This window comes from Pseudomonas sp. SWRI179, assembly GCF_014268705.1.
In the GTDB taxonomy this organism is placed as follows: Bacteria; Pseudomonadota; Gammaproteobacteria; order Pseudomonadales; family Pseudomonadaceae; genus Aquipseudomonas; species Aquipseudomonas zanjanensis.
In genome coordinates, this window is sequence record NZ_JABWRA010000078.1 from 1 (window position 1) to 19,077 (window position 19,077).

At 62.0% G+C, this 19,077-nt stretch carries 17 protein-coding genes; 11 read left to right on the forward strand and 6 right to left on the reverse strand.

The window, feature by feature from the left end:
- Window positions 1-99: 99 nt before the first annotated feature.
- Together HU767_RS26850 and HU767_RS26855 are read right to left on the reverse strand one after the other, a co-directional pair.
- Window positions 100-573: a cyclic nucleotide-binding domain-containing protein gene (locus tag HU767_RS26850; RefSeq protein WP_014337065.1), complete on the reverse strand. Its 474-nt coding sequence runs from the start codon at window positions 571-573 to the stop codon at window positions 100-102.
- 222 nt (window positions 574-795) lie between these two features.
- Window positions 796-2,850 carry a S9 family peptidase gene (locus HU767_RS26855; RefSeq protein WP_186704577.1) on the reverse strand — a complete coding sequence of 685 codons (2,055 nt, stop codon included), beginning with the start codon at window positions 2,848-2,850 and terminating at the stop codon, window positions 796-798.
- Window positions 2,851-2,985: 135 nt separating this feature from the next.
- Between HU767_RS26855 and HU767_RS26860 the strand changes: the two genes are divergently transcribed.
- From HU767_RS26860 to HU767_RS26890, 7 genes are all read left to right on the forward strand, one after another.
- Complete coding sequence (locus tag HU767_RS26860; protein ID WP_186704578.1) at window positions 2,986-3,480, forward strand: MFS transporter; 495 nt, start codon at window positions 2,986-2,988, stop codon at window positions 3,478-3,480.
- A 32-nt stretch (window positions 3,481-3,512) separates the two neighbouring features.
- Window positions 3,513-4,289, forward strand: a complete 777-nt coding sequence (locus HU767_RS26865; RefSeq protein WP_186704579.1) for a class II glutamine amidotransferase — start codon at window positions 3,513-3,515, stop codon at window positions 4,287-4,289.
- 12 nt (window positions 4,290-4,301) lie between these two features.
- Window positions 4,302-4,844 carry a DUF2937 family protein gene (locus tag HU767_RS26870; protein ID WP_039593345.1) on the forward strand — a complete coding sequence of 181 codons (543 nt, stop codon included), beginning with the start codon at window positions 4,302-4,304 and terminating at the stop codon, window positions 4,842-4,844.
- A 283-nt stretch (window positions 4,845-5,127) separates the two neighbouring features.
- The gene (locus HU767_RS26875) at window positions 5,128-6,414 is read left to right on the forward strand and encodes an MFS transporter (RefSeq protein ID WP_060738732.1); all 1,287 of its coding nucleotides are present in this window, start codon (window positions 5,128-5,130) and stop codon (window positions 6,412-6,414) included.
- A 77-nt stretch (window positions 6,415-6,491) separates the two neighbouring features.
- Window positions 6,492-7,244, forward strand: a complete 753-nt coding sequence (locus HU767_RS26880) for a 5-oxoprolinase subunit PxpA (protein WP_186730943.1) — start codon at window positions 6,492-6,494, stop codon at window positions 7,242-7,244.
- Complete coding sequence (gene pxpB, locus HU767_RS26885) at window positions 7,241-7,945, forward strand: 5-oxoprolinase subunit PxpB (protein ID WP_186704581.1); 705 nt, start codon at window positions 7,241-7,243, stop codon at window positions 7,943-7,945. The genes HU767_RS26880 and pxpB overlap by 4 nt, the downstream gene beginning before the upstream one ends.
- The gene (locus HU767_RS26890; protein ID WP_186730944.1) at window positions 7,942-8,862 is read left to right on the forward strand and encodes a biotin-dependent carboxyltransferase family protein; all 921 of its coding nucleotides are present in this window, start codon (window positions 7,942-7,944) and stop codon (window positions 8,860-8,862) included. Before pxpB ends, HU767_RS26890 begins: the two co-directional genes overlap by 4 nt.
- Window positions 8,863-8,968: 106 nt before the next feature.
- Here the strand turns inward: HU767_RS26890 and HU767_RS26895 are convergent, their stop codons facing one another.
- From HU767_RS26895 to HU767_RS26905, 3 genes are all read right to left on the reverse strand, one after another.
- Complete coding sequence (locus HU767_RS26895; protein WP_186730945.1) at window positions 8,969-10,147, reverse strand: VWA domain-containing protein; 1,179 nt, start codon at window positions 10,145-10,147, stop codon at window positions 8,969-8,971.
- 34 nt (window positions 10,148-10,181) lie between these two features.
- Window positions 10,182-11,027 carry a MoxR family ATPase gene (locus tag HU767_RS26900; protein ID WP_186704583.1) on the reverse strand — a complete coding sequence of 282 codons (846 nt, stop codon included), beginning with the start codon at window positions 11,025-11,027 and terminating at the stop codon, window positions 10,182-10,184.
- Window positions 11,028-11,284: 257 nt separating this feature from the next.
- Window positions 11,285-12,361, reverse strand: a complete 1,077-nt coding sequence (locus tag HU767_RS26905) for a DUF748 domain-containing protein (protein WP_186704584.1) — start codon at window positions 12,359-12,361, stop codon at window positions 11,285-11,287.
- A 146-nt stretch (window positions 12,362-12,507) separates the two neighbouring features.
- Between HU767_RS26905 and cysK the strand changes: the two genes are divergently transcribed.
- The 3 genes from cysK (at window position 12,508) to HU767_RS26920 (ending at window position 15,986) form a co-directional block, all read left to right on the forward strand.
- A complete protein-coding gene (gene cysK / locus HU767_RS26910; RefSeq protein WP_186704585.1) occupies window positions 12,508-13,482 on the forward strand; it encodes a cysteine synthase A in 975 nt (324 codons plus the stop codon).
- Between the two features lie 362 nt (window positions 13,483-13,844).
- Window positions 13,845-14,783 (forward strand): aspartyl/asparaginyl beta-hydroxylase domain-containing protein, encoded by a 939-nt coding sequence (locus HU767_RS26915; RefSeq protein ID WP_186704586.1) that lies wholly within the window; start codon window positions 13,845-13,847, stop codon window positions 14,781-14,783.
- A gap of 339 nt (window positions 14,784-15,122) precedes the next feature.
- Window positions 15,123-15,986: a DMT family transporter gene (locus tag HU767_RS26920; protein WP_186704587.1), complete on the forward strand. Its 864-nt coding sequence runs from the start codon at window positions 15,123-15,125 to the stop codon at window positions 15,984-15,986.
- A 120-nt stretch (window positions 15,987-16,106) separates the two neighbouring features.
- Here the strand turns inward: HU767_RS26920 and HU767_RS26925 are convergent, their stop codons facing one another.
- A complete protein-coding gene (locus tag HU767_RS26925; RefSeq protein WP_186730946.1) occupies window positions 16,107-17,015 on the reverse strand; it encodes an EamA family transporter in 909 nt (302 codons plus the stop codon).
- A gap of 130 nt (window positions 17,016-17,145) precedes the next feature.
- Between HU767_RS26925 and aceK the strand changes: the two genes are divergently transcribed.
- A complete protein-coding gene (aceK, locus tag HU767_RS26930) occupies window positions 17,146-18,867 on the forward strand; it encodes a bifunctional isocitrate dehydrogenase kinase/phosphatase (protein WP_186730947.1) in 1,722 nt (573 codons plus the stop codon).
- Window positions 18,868-19,077: the final 210 nt, after the last annotated feature.

Consider the following 19,077-nt stretch of genomic DNA (forward strand, 5'->3'; position numbering starts at 1 on the left):
ACAGGGCGTCGGATCAGCCAGCATCTCTGTCGCCTGACACACCGCTTTCGCGAGCAAGCCCGCTCCCACAGGTTCAGTGTTTCAACTGATAGAGGTACGTCAGACCTGCTGCGACAACAGCTGCCCATCGGCCATGCGCAGGCGCTTGGACAGGGAGACGGCGAGGGCGCGGATGATCTTGGCGGCGATCTTGGGGGCGTCGTTGAGCATTTTTTCCAGGGAGTCCTTGCCCAGATTCAGCAACTGGCAATCGCTGGCGGCGATGCAACTGGCTGAGCGCCGTTCACCGTCGAGCACGGCCATTTCGCCGAAGGCCCGGCCGCTGCGCAGCGTGGCGATGGTCACGGGTTGGCCGTCGGGGCCGGTTTTCTGCACGGCCACTTGGCCGGTGTGGATGATGCACATGAAGCTGCCGGCATCGCCTTCGCGGAAAATCGCTTCGCCCTCGGCGATCGCGCTGATGCTGAAATAGCCCGACGCCGCGGCGAAGTCTACCGGTAGCAACTGGTCGAACAGGCCGCAGTCCATCAGCCAGTCGCGGATTTCTTTGTTCAGTAAGGTCGGTTCTGACATGTCGGCACGGTCTTTTTCTTGTCGTTTTCTGCGGTTTTTTGGATTGTCTTGAGTGCAAGGCGATCTCTTGTGGGAGCGGGCTTGCTCGCGAAGACGGTCGGTCATTCGACATCCAAGTTGAATGTCAGTCCGCTTTCGCGAGCAAGCTCGCTCCCACATTGGGACAGCGTTATGTCTGAGCCTTGCGCATGCAGCTAAGACCCGGCCATCCCACAGAGTTCCTCAGACCCGCCCCAAAACCTTCAAGACAAATGCATATTCGAGCGCTACGTCACGTAATCCCTGGTAGCGCCCGCTCATTCCGCCGTGGCCGGCGCCCAGCTCGGTCTTGAGCAGCAGGGGGTTGTCGTCGGTCTTGGTGGCGCGCAATTTCGCCACCCACTTGGCCGCTTCCCAGTACTGCACGCGGCTGTCGTTGTAGCCGGCGATCACCAGCAGCGCCGGGTACGCCTGGGCGCTGACGTTTTCGTACGGGGCGTAGGCCCGGATCCGATCATAAACGTCCGGCTCCTCTGGATTGCCCCATTCGTCGTATTCGGTGACCGTCAGCGGCAAGTCCGGGTCGAGCATGGTGTTGAGCACATCGACGAACGGCACTTCGGCAATCGCCACCTTGAACAGCTCCGGGCGTTGGTTGAGCACCGCGCCGATCAGCAGGCCACCGGCACTGCCGCCGCTGATCGCCAGTTGCCCGGCGGTGGTGAAGCCGTTGGCGATCAAATGTTCGGCGCAGGCGATGAAGTCGCCGAACGTGTTGTGCTTATGTTCCTGTTTGCCGGCGCGATACCAGGCTTCCCCCAGCTCGCCGCCGCCCCGTACATGGGCAATGGCAAACGCCACGCCGCGGTCGAGCAGGCTCAGCCGCGAATGGGAAAACCACGGGTCGAGGCTTTCGCCATAGGCACCGTAGCCGTACAGGTACAGCGGCACCGGCCGGCCGAGGTCTTCGCGCCTGACCACCAGGCTGATGGGCACCTGGGTGCCGTCCGGCGCCGTGGCCCAGAGCCGCTGGCTGACATAGGCATCGGCATCGAACGGCCCCAGCACAGGGGTTTGCTTGAGCACCACCTGGGCGCCGCTGGCCAGGTCCAACTGACGGATCTGCGCCGGACGGTTCAAGGCCTCGTAACGCAGCCGAATGCGATCGCTGATGAATTCCAGGCTGTTCTGCACATGCAGGCTGTAGGCCGCGTCCGGCAGTTGCACCCGATACGCCGGCAAACCCTGGGGATGCACCTCGATGATCGGCAGGCCGCCTTCGCGCAGGCTCAAGGTCATGGCCCCGGCGTTCAGGCTCAGGCCGTCGATCATCACCGTGTCGCTGTGGGGGATCAGGTTCTGCCAGTCGGCCTCGGTTGGTGCCACGCCGGTGTCGGCGGCCTGATACAGGGCGAAGTTGATCCCGTCGCGGTTACTGCGGATCAACCAGGTCCATTGGCCATCGAGGAGGCCGTGGTCGACGTCGTATTCGTGGTTTTCCACCCGTGGTGCCAGGCAGGTGAAGGGCTGTTGCGGTTGCGCGGCGTCCAATACCCAGACTTCGCTGGTGGTCTTGCTCCCGAGGGACAGGATCAACTGCTTTTCCGAACTCGAACGATAGCAATGCAGGAAGAAACGTCCGTCCGGCTCATGGAACACTTCCTCGGCGGCCGTGCCGTCCAGGCGATAGCGCCAGAGCTTGTGGGGGCGGTGGGTGTCGTCCAGTTCGCCAAAAAACAGCGTCAGGCTGTCGTTGGCCCAGGTCATGCTGCCGTCGCAATTGTCGAAGGACAGTTCACTGACCTTGTCGTTGGACAATTCCTTCACGAACAGGGTGTAGATCTCGTCGCCCGTGGTGTCCAGGCTGTAGGCCAGGCGCTGGTGGTCGGGGCTGATGCTGAAGGCGCCCAGGGCAAAGAAACCGCCGCCGGCCAACGCGTTTGGGTCCAGCAGCAGTTGTTCGTGGCTTTCGTCCACGGTCAGGCTGTCGTCAGCCGGGCGCGGGCAACGGTAATGGCGTGGGTATTCGTCACCGGCGGTGGTGCGGGTGTAATACAGGTACGGGCCCCAGGGCGAGGGCAGCGACAGGTCGGTCTCGAGGATCCGGCCCTTGATTTCCTGGAACAGGGTTTCGCGCAGTTCGGCCTGATCGGCGAGTTGCGCCTCCTGGTAGCTGTTTTCCGCCTTGAGGTAGTCGAGCACGGCGTCGGTGTCGCGTTCCTGCAGCCAGGCGTACGGGTCAACACCGGCGTCCCTGCGGGCGATCGGGGCGTTGGAAACGTGGGCAGATAGGGACATGAAAGGCTCTCGAACGTTGTACGAAAAGGGACACGCGGCCTGGACAGAACCCACCGCCCAGGCCATTCGCCAGACGCCGGGGCAGCCTGACGCGCGAAAAGCCGTTACTATAAGCGCCTCTTTGCCTGCCTTGCCATGGACACCATGACCGAGAATGACTATCTGATCGCCTGGGGCCTCTACGCCTTCGCCGCCCTAGGCTGCCTGCTGGTGTGGATGCGCATGACGCGCTGGATGTGGCGCTGGTTGCGTGAACCGCTGCGCTTGCTGATGGCGGTGTTGCTGTTCAGCCCCACCGTCGTCGATCCGGTGAAGGACAAGGTTGCCCCGGCCCTGGCCATTGTCGCCCTGGACATCTTGTTCAAGGTCGGCAACAACGCCTGGCGGGCGGCGTCCGACCTGCTCATGTACGGCATGATCGCCTTCGGCCTCTACCTGGTGATCGTGCTGATCCGCTTCCCCATCGAGCGGGCCGCCAACGCGCGCAAGGAACGGGCTGCCGCCGCCAAAGCCGCCGCGGCCGATGAGCCGGAGGACGAACCACCATTCGGCGTGGCCGGGGATGACCGTTACGGTCGCCCACCCGTGCCGAGCAACCCCCAGCGTTCGCGTATCGAACCGCGCCTGTAAGCAGGCCTGCCCCTTGAAGCGAGAGTTCGAGCATGTGTGAGTTACTGGGCATGAGCGCCAATGTGCCGACCGACATCGTGTTCAGCTTCACCGGGCTGATGCAGCGCGGCGGCAAGACCGGGCCGCACCGGGACGGCTGGGGCATCGCCTTCTACGAGGGCCGTGGCCTGCGCCTGTTCCAGGACCCGGCCGCCAGCAGCGAATCGGAAGTGGCGAACCTGGTGCAGCGTTATCCGATCAAGAGCGAAGTGGTGATCGGGCACATTCGCCAGGCCAACGTCGGCAAGGTCTGCCTGTCCAACACCCATCCGTTCGTGCGTGAGTTGTGGGGCCGCAACTGGTGTTTCGCCCACAACGGCCAGCTCGCCGATTTCCAGCCGGGCGCAAGCTTCTACCGCCCGGTGGGCGACACCGACAGCGAAGCGGCTTTCTGCGATCTGCTCAACCGCGTGCGCCAGGCCTTCCCCGAACCGGTGGACGTGGAACAGTTGCTGCCGTCGTTGATCGAGGCCTGCACCGAATACCGCAGCAAAGGCGTGTTCAATTGCCTGCTCAGCGATGGCGACTGGCTGTTCTGCTATTGCTCGACCAAACTGGCCCAGATCACCCGTCGCGCGCCGTTCGGCCCGGCGCGGCTCAAGGATGTGGATGTGATTGTCGATTTCCAGGCGGAAACCACACCCAACGACGTGGTCACGGTGATCGCCACCGAACCCTTGACCGAAAACGAAACCTGGACCCGCTACGAACCGGGCCAATGGAGCCTGTGGCGACGCGGCGAATGCGTCAGCCAAGGCCGGACCGAATAAGGACGTCACGCTATGTTGCTCAGTTATCTACGGCTGGTGTTGTTCGCGGTGGGCCTGTTGGTTGGGGTCCAGGTGCCAGGGTTCATCAATGATTACGCCAAGCGGGTCGAGGCTCACCTGATCGAGGCGCAGACCGGCCTGCAAGGTTTCCAGGGCACCGCCAACCAATTTTTCAAGGGTGACATGCAGGCGCTGGTGGCCCATTACCGCGCCAGCGAAGACCCGATCTTTCGCAGCGATGCCGACAGCCTGAACACCTTGCTCGTGCGCCAGCAGGCCTTGGACAAGCAATTCCAGGCGATGCAAGGCCCGTGGTACATCCGCCTGCTGCAAGTGGCGCTGGCCGCCGATCCGGACATCCGCAAGGAAACCTGGAACGGCTACAGCTACCAGATCCTGCTGACCCCCGAAGCGATGATCTGGGGCATCAGCGGCGCGATGTTGCTGTCGTTCGGCCTGGAATGCCTGTTCCGCCTGATCGACTGGGTGGTGCTGGGCGGCAAGCGCCTGCGCCAGGGCCGGCCGATCGAAGAGCGTGACCTGCGCGGGCTCTGACTCGATGGTTCAGTGAGCTTCCTGTGGCGAGGGAGCTTGCTCCCGCTGGGCTGCGGAGCGGCCCCAAGATTTTGCGAGCGCTACGCACTCGAGCGGGAGCAAGCTCCCTCGCCACAAAAGCGGTCTGCCTTTGCGGGTGATGTGCTGCCCAATCAAATTTTTCTTATGACCCAGCCAAGGTTTTATTCGTTGGACGGGATCGGCCGCGCGCTCAAGAATCGGGGCAACGGTCTCCACGTCAGCGTCGTCGAGACTCACAACAATAAAACCGTGGAGAACCACCATGAGTGCACCCGACACGCTCGGCGTCCCCCAACCCCAGGCCCGTTCTGGCCCGTTCGATTGGTATCGCAACATCAACCAGCAGGAACGTCGCACCTTCTGGAGCTGCAAGATCGGTTACGCCCTGGACGGCATGGACACCCAGATGCTCAGTTTCGTGGTGCCGACCCTGATCGCGATGTGGGGCATCACCACCGGCCAGGCAGGCCTGATCCACACCAGCACCTTGATCGCGTCGGCCATTGGCGGCTGGGTGGCGGGTATTCTCTCGGACCGGATCGGTCGGGTGCGCACCTTGCAACTGACGGTGCTGTGGTTCGCGTTCTTCACCTTCCTGTGCGGCTTTGCCCAGAACTACGAGCAGCTGTTGATCGCCCGCACCTTGATGGGCTTCGGCTTTGGCGGCGAGTGGACCGCCGGTGCGGTGTTGATGGGCGAGGTGATCCGTGCCAAGGACCGCGGCAAGGCGGTGGGCATGGTGCAATCGGGTTGGGCGCTGGGCTGGGGCATGACGGCGATTCTGTATGCGCTGCTGTTCTCGGTGTTGCCGCCGGAAGATGCCTGGCGCGCACTGTTCATCCTCGGCATCGTGCCGGCGGTGTTCGTGATTTTCGTCCGCCGGCTGGTCAAGGACCCGGAAGTCTATAACCAGACCAAGGCCCGGTTGACGCCGGAAAATCCCGCGAAGTTCTACGAGATTTTTGCCCCTGGCATCCTCTTCACCACCCTGCGTGCCTCGCTGCTGACCACCGGTGCCCTGGGCGGCTACTACGCCATCACGTCCTGGCTGCCGACGTTTCTCAAGAATGAACGGGGCTTGAGTGTATTGAGCACCGGTGGCTACCTGGCGATGGTGATCGTCGGTTCCTACGTGGGCTATGTCATCAGCGCGTACCTGTCGGACATCCTGGGACGAAAGAAGAACTTCGTTCTGTACGCTGTCGGCTCGTTCACCATCGTCCTGCTGTACACCCAGGTGCCGGTGAGCAATAACGTGATGCTGTGGTTGGGCTTTCCCCTGGGCTTTTTCGCTTCCGGGATGTTCAGCGGCATGGGCTCGTTCCTCACCGAGCTGTTTCCTACGCGCATCCGCGGTTCGGGCCAGGGCTTTTGCTACAACATTGGCCGGGCGGTGGCGGCATTGTTCCCGCTGTTGATCGGTATCTTGAGCCAGAAGGTGCCGCTGAGCGTGGGTATCGGCGCGTTCGCGGCGGTGTCCTACGGCGTGGTGATCCTCGCGGCCCTGAGCCTGCCGGAAACCCAAGGCAAGCAGTTGGAAGCCGAGTAACTGATACCCTGTGGGGGCCTGGGCTCCATGGCTTGGCCCCACAGTCAAAGAAGAAAAAACCTACAGGAGCGTTCACCGTGAACCGCCTGCTACTGAATTGCGATATCGGCGAAAGCTTCGGCAGCTGGACCATGGGTCTGGACGCCGAGGTGATGCCCTTCATCGATTGCGCCAACATTGCCTGCGGCTTCCACGCTGGCGACCCGAGCATCATGCGCAAGACCGTCAGCCTGGCCCTGAGCCACGGCGTGCGGATCGGCGCGCACCCGGCCTATCAGGACCTGGCGGGCTTCGGTCGGCGTTCCATGGCCTATGGCGCCCAGGAGCTGCAGGACTTGCTGCACTACCAGATCGGCGCCCTCGACGGCATCTGCCGGGCCCAGGGCGGGCGAGTCAGCTACGTCAAGCCCCACGGGGCGATGTACAACGACATGATGGCCAACCCAGCGCAACTGCGCGCCGTGATCCAGGCCGTCGCGGCCTATGACCGGCAACTGCCCCTGATGCTCATGGCGACCCGGGACAACAGCGCCGCGCAGGCCTTGGGCGACGAGTACGGCCTGACCCTGTGGTTCGAGGCCTTTGCCGATCGGGCCTATGACAGTGCCGGTCGCCTGGTTTCGCGACAGGCACCGGGGGCGGTGCATCACGATCCCGAGGTCATCATCGGGCAGGCCCTGACCATTGCCCGTGGCGATGCATTGACCGCCAGCGACGGCAGTGCCTTGCACCTCATGGCCAATACCTTATGCGTGCACGGCGACAACGCCAGCTCCGTGGCGGCCGTGCAGCGCATCCGCGAAGCCCTGGACCGGCAGAGTGCGCCATGAAACCACGCGTGGAAGTGGTGGCGGTGGACTGCCTGATGGTGCGCCTGTTCGATGAGATCGCCGAGGCCAACATGCCCTGGATGCTCGCCGCCAGCGAGCGCCTGCGAGCGGTGTTTGCCGAGCGTTTGATCGATCTGGTGCCGTCCTACACCACCTTGATGGTGCACTACGATTTGCTCGCCCTGAACCCGGTCCAGGCCCGCGATTTGATCGACGAGGCGCTGCATAACCTTTCACCGGATGCCCGCTCGACCGGCCAATGCCATGTGCTGCCGGTGTGGTACGACCTTAGCGTCGGGCCGGAGCTTGAGCTGTTGGCGAGTCGCAGCGGCTTGACGGTCGCCCAGGTGATCCGCCGCCACAGCGAACGGGAGTACCAGGTGTTTGCCCTGGGCTTCGCCCCCGGTTTCGCCTTCATGGGGCTGGTGGACGAAGAACTGGCCGCCCCGCGCCTCGATACGCCACGCAAGCGCGTGGCAGCGGGCAGCGTCGGTATTGCCGAGCGTCAGACCGCGGCGTATCCAGTGGTCTCACCCGGTGGTTGGAACCTGATCGGGCGCACCCCGGCCAAACTGTTCGATCGTGAGCGTGACGGCTACAGCCTGATGCAGCCGGGGGACACGGTACGTTTCGCCGCCGTGGACCACGCCGAATTCATTGCCCTGGGTGGCGACGACACACCGTTGGAGGCCCAGGCATGAGCCGGTTGTTGATCGAGGCCAGCACCCCGCTGTGCCTGTTACAGGACGCCGGCCGTTTCGGCGTGAGACACCTGGGCGTGACCCAGGGTGGCGCGGCGGATTGGTTGTCGATGGCCTGGGCCAATTGGATGCTGGGCAATGACCTGGACGCGGCGGTGGTGGAGATTACCCTCGGCGGCTTTACCGTGGTGGCCGACGAGGATTGCGTGCTGGCGCTGGCCGGGGCTGACCTGGGCGCGCGGATAGACGGCCAGGGCGTGGCATCGTGGCGTTTCTTCAGCTTGCGCAAAGGCCAGGTCCTGGCGCTCACCCAGCCCGTGCTCGGTGCCCGGGCCTACTTGGCGGCCCCAGGTGGGTTCAATGCGCCTACGGTGCTGGGCAGCCGGGCGACGGTGGTCCGTGAGGAACTCGGTGGCCTGGATGGGCGGGGACGGGCGCTGAGTCGCGGTGAACACTTGAGCTATTCAGGCACGCCGACGCCGCGGCCCATGCCCCACACGCGGATTCCGGATTTCCAGCAAGCGCAGCCGCTGGACCTGATCCTCGGTGCGCAGAATGGCGCGTTCAGTGGGCGCAGCCTCTTCGATGCGTTCAACACTGCGTGGACGCTGGACAGTCGCGCCGACCGTATGGGCATGCGCTTGCTGGGCACGGCGTTGGAATATCAGGGGCCGGCGATGATTTCCGAGGGCATTCCCCTCGGTGCCGTGCAGGTGCCACCGGACGGCCAGCCGATCGTGTTGCTCAACGACCGACAAACCATCGGTGGTTATCCACGCCTGGGGGCGTTGACGCCGCTGTCCCTGGCCCGGCTGGCGCAATGCCTGCCCGGGGCGCAGGTGCGGTTGCGGCCGGTGGTGCAGGAGGTTGCGCATCGGCAGCAGGTGGAGTGTATGCAGGTGTTTTCCAAGAGCTAAAAGCTTCGCGAGCAAGCCCGCTCCCACACTGGATCTGTGTCGCACAGGAGATCCCTTGTGGGAGCGGGCTTGCTCGCGAAGAGGCCCTTACAGGCACCGGAAGACTTTACTTGGAAAGAAACCGCATCCCTTCCTCCAACCCCCGCAACGTCAGCGGATACATCCGGTCCTCCACCAACTCGCGCACGATGTTGGTCGAGGCGGTGTAACCCCAGGTGTCCTTGGGGTACGGGTTGATCCAGATGAGTTTCTTGTACCTCTCCATGAAGCGCTGCATCCACACATAACCGGCTTCTTCGTTCCAGTGCTCGACGCTGCCGCCGGCCTGGGTGATTTCATAAGGCGCCATGGCGGCGTCGCCGATGAAGATCACTTTGTAGTCGGCACCGTACTTGTGCAGCAAATCCTGGGTCGAGGTGCGCTCCGAGGTGCGGCGCAGGTTGTTCTTCCACACCGATTCGTAGACGAAGTTGTGGAAGTAGAAATACTCCAAGTGCTTGAACTCGGTCTTGCAGGCCGAGAACAGTTCTTCACAGATCTTCACGTGGGCATCCATCGAGCCACCGATGTCGAACAGCAGCAACAGCTTGACGGTGTTGCGTCGCTCCGGGCGCATCTGGATGTTCAAGAGGCCGGCGTCCCGGGCGGTGTGATCGATGGTGCCGTCGATGTCCAGCTCTTCGGCCGCACCCTGGCGGGCGAACTTGCGCAGGCGGCGCAGGGCGATCTTGATGTTGCGGGTGCCCAATTCCACCTGGTCGTCGAGGTTCTTGTATTCGCGCTGGTCCCAGACCTTTACGGCCTTGCCCTGGCGCTTGCCGGCGTCGCCGACCCGGATGCCCTCGGGGTTGAAACCGCCGGAGCCGAACGGGCTGGTGCCGCCGGTGCCGATCCACTTGTTGCCGCCGGCATGGCGTTCCTTCTGTTCTTCCAGGCGTTTCTTGAATTCTTCGATCAGCTTGTCCAGGCCACCCAAGGACTGGATCTGCGCCCGTTCCTCGTCGGTCAGCGAGCGCTCGAATTCCTTGCGCAACCAGTCTTCGGGAATCAGCGCCTGGAGGTGATCGTCGAGCTTCTCCAAACCGTTGAAGTAGGCGGCGAAGGCCCGGTCGAACTTGTCGAAATGCCGTTCGTCCTTCACCAGGATCGCCCGGGACAGGTAATAGAACTCGTCCATGTCGGCGAAGATCACCCGCTGTTTCAGCGCGTTGATCAGGTCCAGCAGTTCACGCACCGACACGGGCACCTTGGCGGCGCGCATCTCATTGAACAGGTTAAGCAGCATGGCAATCGCCCTCGCTCTTGTTAAACGAAGAGGATCAGCGGGTGCCGCGACGGCTCATGAACGCCAGGCGCTCGAGCAGTTGCACGTCTTGTTCGTTCTTCACCAGGGCGCCGGCCAGCGGCGGAATGGCCTTGGTCGGATCACGCTCGCGCAGCACCGCTTCGCCGATGTTGTCGGCCATCAGCAGCTTGAGCCAGTCCACCAGTTCGGAGGTGGAAGGTTTTTTCTTCAGGCCCGGCACCTTGCGCACGTCGAAGAACACGTCCAGCGCTTCGCTGACCAGGTCCTTCTTGATGTTTGGGTAATGCACATCGACGATTTTCTGCAGGGTGACGCGGTCGGGGAACGCGATGTAGTGGAAGAAGCAGCGGCGCAGGAAGGCGTCCGGCAGTTCCTTTTCGTTGTTGGAGGTAATGATGATGATCGGGCGCTGCTTGGCCTTGATGGTTTCGTCGGTCTCGTAGACGTAGAACTCCATCTTGTCGAGCTCTTGTAGCAGGTCGTTGGGGAACTCGATGTCGGCCTTGTCGATTTCGTCGATCAGCAGGATCACCCGCTCCTCGGACTCGAACGCTTCCCAGAGCTTGCCCTTCTTCAGGTAGTTGCGCACGTCGTGGACCTTGTCCACGCCCAACTGTGAGTCCCGCAGGCGGCTGACCGCGTCGTACTCGTACAAGCCCTGGTGGGCCTTGGTGGTGGACTTGATGTGCCAGGTGATCAGGCGCGCGCCGAAGGACTCGGCCAATTGCTCGGCCAGCATGGTTTTGCCGGTGCCTGGTTCGCCCTTGACCAGCAATGGCCGCTCCAAGGTGATGGCGGCGTTCACGGCCAGTTTCAGGTCATCGGTGGCCACGTAGGCGCTGGTGCCTTCGAACTTCATCTGCAATTTCCTCGAACGTGTCGCCGGCCCGGCGAGGCGGGGCGCGCGAAATAAATATCGTGCCCGACTATAACGCGAGGCCGCGCCGACTGTGAACGCAGACGCTGTATTCAGTCTCTGAATGGGGCGTCACATGTTGACTCAGTCTTGTGGCGAGGGAGCTTGCTCCCGCTCGAGTGCGCAGCGCTCGCAGGCTTTTTAGGGCCGCTTCGCGGCCCAGCGGGAGCAAGCTCCCTCGCCACTAAAAGCCGCAAATCTCAATCCTTCGAAGGCGGTGGCTGTTCATAACGGGCATTGAAGGCCTGGACGAAACCGTTGCGCAGGATCTGCAGGAAGGCTTCGAAGGCGCTGATGTCCTGCTGGTGAACATTGCCGCTGAGTTCCACCCGGGTGGCAAACTGGTTCTTGCGCTGGTTCTTGAGGGCCGTTTCGCCGGTCCCGACCAGCGCTTCCCAGACCGAGCGGAAGATGTTCTTGTTCTGGTTTTCCACGTCCTGCTGCCAGTCGAATACGTCGACATCCCGCAGCAATGGCTTGATATAGCCGCTGAGCTTGGCGTTATCGGCTTCAGCCTCGATCACCAGGTCGCCGTGGCCGGCATTGAAATCGAACTTGCCATAGGCGGCGGCAAAATCGTTGAGGCGCTTGAGTTCGATGTTCCTGGCCCGCAGGCGGAAATCGAAATCCTCGAAGTCGCTCAAGGGGTCGAAGGTAGCCTGCATTTCCAGGGGCGCATGCTCGGCCACCAGGGCCTTGCCTTCGAAGCGGGCGTCGCGCTTGCCTTCGGTGTCGACCACGTTGGTCAGGTTATAGAAGCTGGCGTTGACGTCAGTGGCCCGCAGGTTGACCGGGGGCTTGGAGTTGAAGTTGCGAAAGGTGACCTTGCCCTCCCGGATGCGCACTTCGTTGAAGGTGATGGGCAACAGTTTTTCCAGTTGCTGGCGCCAGTTGGTGCCCTGGCCGGTCTGGGAGTTCTGCCGGTTGGCCCCGCCGTCGACGAAGTTCACTTCGGGGCGGGTGAACTCCACCTCGGACACCACCGCATGGTCGTACCACAGCGAGTGCCAACTCACCGACAGGTCCACCAGCGGCGCGTTGACGAACGGCACCGGGACCTTGCCGTCGACCTTGACGATTTCCAGGCCGTTGATCCGGTAGGCACCGCGCCACAGGGCCAGGTCCACGTCAGTGATCTGGCCGCGATAATCGCCCATGTCGGCCAGTTTATCGTTCAGGTAGTCGCGTACCAGGTAAGGCAGGGCGAAATGCAGGGCCACCAGCACCGCGACGAGGGTGGCGAAAACCCACAGTGGCCAGCGGTATCGACGCTTCATGTCTGTCAGTCTCCAGCGTTTGTTGGGGGAGCGCCTCCTAATGCCATTGACTGTCGCAACAACGGGAACGTTCGGTGCAACTGGACGCCCATGGGCAACAGGCATACCTTTAAAGGCTTCAATTTCGCCCCATCAAGGACCCAGCCATGAGCCGCATATTCGCTGACAACGCCCATTCCATCGGCAATACGCCACTGGTACAGATCAACCGCATTGCGCCGCGCGGCGTGACCATCCTGGCCAAGATCGAGGGGCGTAACCCAGGGTATTCGGTCAAGTGCCGGATCGGCGCAAACATGATCTGGGACGCTGAAAGCTCGGGCAAGCTCAAGCCGGGCATGACCATTGTCGAACCGACCTCGGGCAACACCGGGATCGGCCTGGCGTTCGTCGCCGCCGCCCGTGGCTACAAGCTGATGCTGACCATGCCGGCCTCCATGAGCATCGAGCGGCGCAAGGTGCTCAAGGCCCTGGGCGCGGAGTTGGTGCTCACCGAACCGGCGAAGGGCATGAAGGGCGCCATCGAGAAAGCCGCCGAGATCATGGCCAGCGATCCGTCCAAATATTTCATGCCGCAGCAGTTCGATAACCCGGCGAACCCGGCGATCCACGAAAAAACCACCGGCCCGGAAATCTGGAACGACACCGACGGCGCCGTGGACGTGCTGGTCGCGGGCGTGGGCACCGGCGGAACCATTACCGGGGTTTCGCGGTATATCAAGAACACCTGTGGCAAGCCGATCCTGTCGGTGGCGGTCGAGCCCGAAGTGTCGCCGGTGATCACCCAGGCGATGGCGGGGGATGAAATCAAGCCCAGCCCCCACAAGATCCAGGGGATCGGCGCCGGGTTCGTGCCGAAGAACCTCGACCTGTCCATCGTCGACCTGGTCGAGCGCGTCACTGACGACGAGTCCAAGGCCATGGCCCTGCGCTTGATGCAGGAGGAGGGCATCCTCTGCGGGATCTCCTGCGGCGCGGCGATGGCCGTGGCCGTGCGCCTGGCGGAAAAACCGGAAATGCAGGGCAAGACCATCGTGGTGATCCTGCCGGATTCGGGCGAGCGGTATTTGTCGAGCATGTTGTTCAGTGATCTGTTTACCGAGCAGGAGACTCAGCAGTAACCGCAGGCAGGATGGGTGGCGAGCATTGCTTGTGTGGCGAGGGAGCTTGCTCCCGCTCGACTGCGCAGCAGGCGCCCCGGATTCAACCCGGGTCGCCAAATCCCAGGGGCGCGCTCCGCACGCCAGCGGGAGCAAGCTCCCTCGCCACAAGAGCACTCGCGATCTCAGGTAGGTTGAATGATTGTTCGATGCGTCAGCCAAGGTTCAGGTGACGTCTGTTAAAAAGTGTTTATTGCGTTTCACTCAACAGAGAATCTTGCGTCAGACGGTTTTTACCCGGGCCATGGGTATTTAACATGGCCCCCGGCTACGTCGGGCAGTAGGCGTTGCGTCAGTTGTTTTTGGACAAGGAGTTTAAAAAAATGACCGTCTCGTTTGTCGCCAAGGCCTCGGTGTTGCTGCTGTTCCTGGGCAGTACGCTTTATGTGCATTTGCGTGGTAAGGCGCGGTTGCCGGTGTTGCGTCAGTTCGTCAACCACTCGGCGCTGTTCGCCCCCTATAACGCCTTGATGTACCTGTTCTCCGGCGTGCCCTCGAGGCCTTACCTGGATCGCAGCCAATTTCCCGAACTGGATGTGCTCAAGGACAACTGGCAAGTCATCCGCGACGAAGCCATGCACTTGTTCGACGATGGCTACATTCGAGCCGCCGAGAAGAACAACGATGCGGGCTTCGGTTCGTTCTTCAAGAAGGGTTGGAAGCGCTTCTACCTCAAGTGGTACGACAAACCGCTGCCGTCGGCTGAGTTGCTGTGCCCGAGGACGGTTGAACTGGTCAGTCGGATCCCCAGCGTTCGCGGCGCGATGTTTGCCTTGCTGCCCGGTGGTAGCCATCTGAACCCTCATCGAGACCCCTTCGCCGGTTCGTTGCGTTATCACCTGGGGCTCTCAACCCCCAATTCCGAAGATTGCCGGATCTTCGTCGACGGTCAGATCTATGCCTGGCGCGACGGCGAAGACGTCATGTTCGATGAAACCTATGTGCACTGGGTCAAGAACGAAACCCCGCAGACCCGCCTGATCCTGTTCTGTGATGTCGAGCGGCCCTTGAAAAGTCGGCTGATGACCCGCCTCAACCGCACCTTCAGCGCGTTCCTCGGCCGTGCCACCGCGCCACAGAACCTGGACGATGAACACGTCGGTGGCATCAACCAGGCCTATGCCTGGAGCAAGTCGTTCAGTGACGGCATCAGCGGTCGGGTCAAGCAGTTCAAACGCAAGCATCCCAAGGCCTACCGGGTGATGCGGCCGGTGTTGGCGGTGGCAGTGCTGACGGCGCTTGGCTATTGGTTGTTCGTTTAAAACATTGCGTAGTCCATCGGGCGCTGGTTATAGTCAGCGCTCTTCGGGTTTTCGAACCCACTCTCCAAGAGATCGGCTCATGCCTGCATCCCCTGTCATCGCGGTCGTGGTTCCAGCGTTCAACGCTGGCGTCGTGCCGTGTGGGAACCAGCAGCCTGCGCAGATCGGTCAATACCCCCCACCTGTCCGTAGCTCATCGGTGTACGTCGTCGTATCACCGCCGGGTGTTGGCATTCAGGGCTGATCGGCAACGGTTGCCATCCCCTGTGCCCGCCTGAAAAAACTACTGGACTTCAGCTTCGGCTGAGTTGGCTTTTTGCCTGACTACAGGTGGTATCCATGTTTTCCCTTTCCAAAAACGCCTTGTTGGCGGCGGCTTCCACGAGCCTGTTCGTTTTGCTGTGGAGCAGCGGGGCGATCTTTTCCAAGCTGGGCCTGGCCCACGCTTCACCCTTCGCTTTTCTGTTGATCCGATTTGCCATCGCGCTGTTCGCGCTGGTGCTGTTGATTCCGTTGCTCAAGTTCAAGTTGCCCAAGACCGGCAAGCCGATGCTGTACGCGGTGACCACCGGACTGGTGCTGCTGGGCGCCTATCAGATTTTTTATCTGCTGGCGCTGCAAATGAATGTCACGCCCGGCGTCATGGCGACCCTGATGGGTGTGCAACCGATCCTGACTGTAGTGCTTATGGAACGCCGGCGTTCCGGGGCGCGGATGTTCGGCCTGGTGTTGGGTTTGGTCGGGTTGGTCATGGTGGTGTACCAGGGCATCGGCCTGGCCGGCATGTCCCTGGCGGGGATGCTGTGCGGGTTGCTGGCACTGGTCAGCATGACGGCCGGCTCCATCATGCAGAAGCGCATCACCGACAACCCACTGGGCACGCTACCGGTGCAGTACCTGGCCGGGCTGGTGCTGTGCGCGGTGTTCGTGCCGTTCCAGCCGTTTCACTTCGAATACAGCACGGGGTTCTTCGTGCCGGTGCTGTGGATGGGGCTGGTGGTGTCGGTGCTGGCGACGCTGCTGCTGTACCGTTTGATTGCACGGGGCAATCTGGTGAACGTCACCAGCCTGTTCTACCTGGTGCCGGCGGTGACGGCGATCATGGACTACCTGGTGTTCGGCAACCGGTTGGCGTTGTTGAGCTTGCTGGGGATGGTGCTGATCATCGTGGGGTTGGTGTTTGTGTTTCGTAAAAGCCGCTGAGCTTTGGCTACTCGCTGACTGAACTACCGCTATCGCGAGCAGGCTCGCTCCCACAGGGTTAGCGCAATTCCCTGTGGAAGCGAGCCTGCTCGCGATAGCATTTTCAGCGACACCGATGGGTTATCGGGCAGACACCTCAGCCGGTTTCGCGACGGAAGGCTTGAGCACCAACCACAACGCCGCCGCAATCAACACCCCGCCATACAAATGCGCCATCCCCAACGGCTCATCCAGCAACAACGCCCCCCACAACACACCGAACGGCGGGATCAGGAATGTCACGGTCATGGACTTGACCGGGCCGATGGAACTGAGCAGACGGAAATAAAGGATGTACGCCAGCGCGGTGCACACCAGGCCCAGGCCCAGCAGTGACAACCAGACACTCCAGCCACCCCAACTGGCCGGCGGCTGGCTGATGACGCTGTAGCCGAACAGCGGCAGCAAGAACACCGTGGCGCCGAACATGCTGCCCAGGGCCGAAAGACGGCTGTCCAGGCCGCCTTGGTGATCGAGCCAGCGCCGGGTGAGGAAACCGGCAAAGCCGTAGCAGGTCGTGGCCAGCAGGCAGGCGAGGGCGCCCATCAACAGTTGCAGGTCGAACGCCACCGGGCCGGCGCGGGTCAGGATGCCCACGCCGAGCAGCCCGAGGAAGACCCCGCCGACCTTGGCCAAAGTGAGTTTTTCGCTGAAGAACAAACCGCCGATCAACACCCCCATCAGCGGCGTGGTGGCATTGAAGATTGCCGAATAACCGGCCGGCAGCACCTGGGCCGCCAGCGAATAGAACGTGGCCGGAATTCCCGAGTTGATCAGGCCCAGCACCATCACGACTTTGAGCTTGCCACGAAAATTCCAGTCGACGCGCATCAGGGCCAGGATCACCAGCAGCCCGACGAAGGCAATGGACACACGAAAGAAGGCCGTGGGAATCGTGCCGATGACGGGGGCGATAATGCGCATGAACAGGAAACTGGCGCCCCAGATGGCGGCCAATGACAGTAAACGCAGGATATCGACGAGGTTCACGAGCCACTCCTTCCTTGATGGGGGGGCAAGTGTCGCCGCCTTGCATACCGATGGCAATGGTTGCGTTGCCGCGTGATTGGCCTCTAAGCTCAGTCGCCAATAACAAGCATGACCCGCCGAGGTTTACCCTATGCCGCAGCCATGGCCCGCCATCGAAATCGCCCGTTCGATCCTCGACGGCTTCGACGATTATCGTGAGCATTTCCGGCAGATCACCGACGGCGCTCGCGCCCGGTTCGAGCAGGCCCAGTGGCTGGAGGCGCAAACGGCTTCGGCGGCGCGCATCAACTTGTATGAAGAAAAAGTCTTCGAAACCGTCGCCAAGCTGCACAAGGCCTTCGATGACGAAACCCTGATGGACGTGAGCTGCTGGCCGCTGGTCAAGAGCGCCTACATCAGCCTGATCGACCTGCGCTTCGACGATGAGCTGTCGGAAACCTGGTACAACTCGATCTTCTGCGGGCTGTTCAGCCACGACCTGATCAGCGACGGCACCATGTTCATCCACACCACCCGGCCCAGCCTGCGTCGGGCCCGCGCCGCGCAGACGCGCACCTACAAGCCCCAGGGGCAGTTGGACCGGATGCTGGAGAGCGTCTTCGCCGATTACCGTTTCAGCGAGGACTACGCCGATTTGCCGGGGGACCTGCAGCGCCTCGAAGCGCAGTTGCGCGAGAACCTGCCGGACTGGGTCTGCAAGGACCCGGAACTGACGGTGGAGTTGTTTTCCTCGGTGCTCTATCGCAACAAGGGCGCCTACCTGGTGGGCCGGATCTACACCCGCGACGACCAATGGCCGCTGGTGATTCCGCTGTTGCACCGCGAGGGCCGGGGTATCCAGATCGATGCGCTGATCACCGACGAGGCGCAGGTGTCGATCATCTTCTCGTTCACCCGTTCGTACTTCATGGTGGACGTGCCGGTGCCGGCGGAATTCATCGGCTTCCTCAAGCGCATCCTGCCGGGCAAGCACATCGCCGAGTTGTACACCTCCATTGGTTTCTACAAGCACGGCAAGTCCGAGTTCTACCGGGCACTGATCAACCACCTGGCGAACACCGACGACCAGTTCATCATGGCCCCGGGTGTGCGTGGCATGGTCATGAGCGTGTTCACCCTGCCGGGCTTCAACACCGTGTTCAAGATCATCAAGGACCGCTTCTCGCCGTCGAAAAACGTCGACCGGGCCACGGTGATCGAGAAGTACCGATTGGTGAAAAGCGTCGACCGGGTCGGGCGCATGGCCGATACCCAGGAGTTCGCCGATTTCCGCTTTCCCCTGAGCAAATTCGAGCCGGCCTGCCTGGAGGAACTGTTGGAAGTGGCGCCGTCCACGGTGTCGGTGGAAGGCGAGACGGTGCTGATTCGCCACTGCTGGACCGAACGCCGGATGACGCCGCTGAACCTCTATCTGGAAAACGCCAACCCGGACCAGGTGCGCGAGGCGCTGGAAGACTATGGCCTGGCGATCAAGCAACTGGCGGCAGCCAATATCTTCCCCGGCGACATGCTGCTCAAGAACTTCGGCGTGACCCGCCACGGCCGCGTGGTGTTCTACGACTACGATGAAATCTGCTTCCTCACCGAAGCCAACTTTCGCCACATCCCGGAGCCCCGCACACCGGAAGACGAAATGGCCTCCGAGCCTTGGTATTCCATCGGACCGCTGGACGTCTTCCCCGAAGAGTTCCCGCCGTTCCTGTTCGCCGACGCCGGGCAACGCAAGCTGTTCGACCAGTTGCACGGCGAGCTGTACAACGCCGACTACTGGAAAAGCCTGCAGGACGCGATCCGGGCAGGGAAGGTGATCGATGTGTTCCCGTATCGGCGCAAGGACCTGGACAGCGAATAACGCCAGGCGAGCAAACGAAGCCCTTGTGGCTTGTGGCTTGTAGTTTGTAGTTTGTGTTCTGTGTTCTGTGTTCTGTGTTCTGTGGTTTGTGTGGTTTGTGTGGTTTGTGTGGCTTTTGTGGCTTTTGTGGCGAGGGAGCTTGCTCCCGCTGGGGTGCGAAGCAGCCCCCAGCAGTATTCGGCACCGCGATGTGACGGACAGAACGCAGGG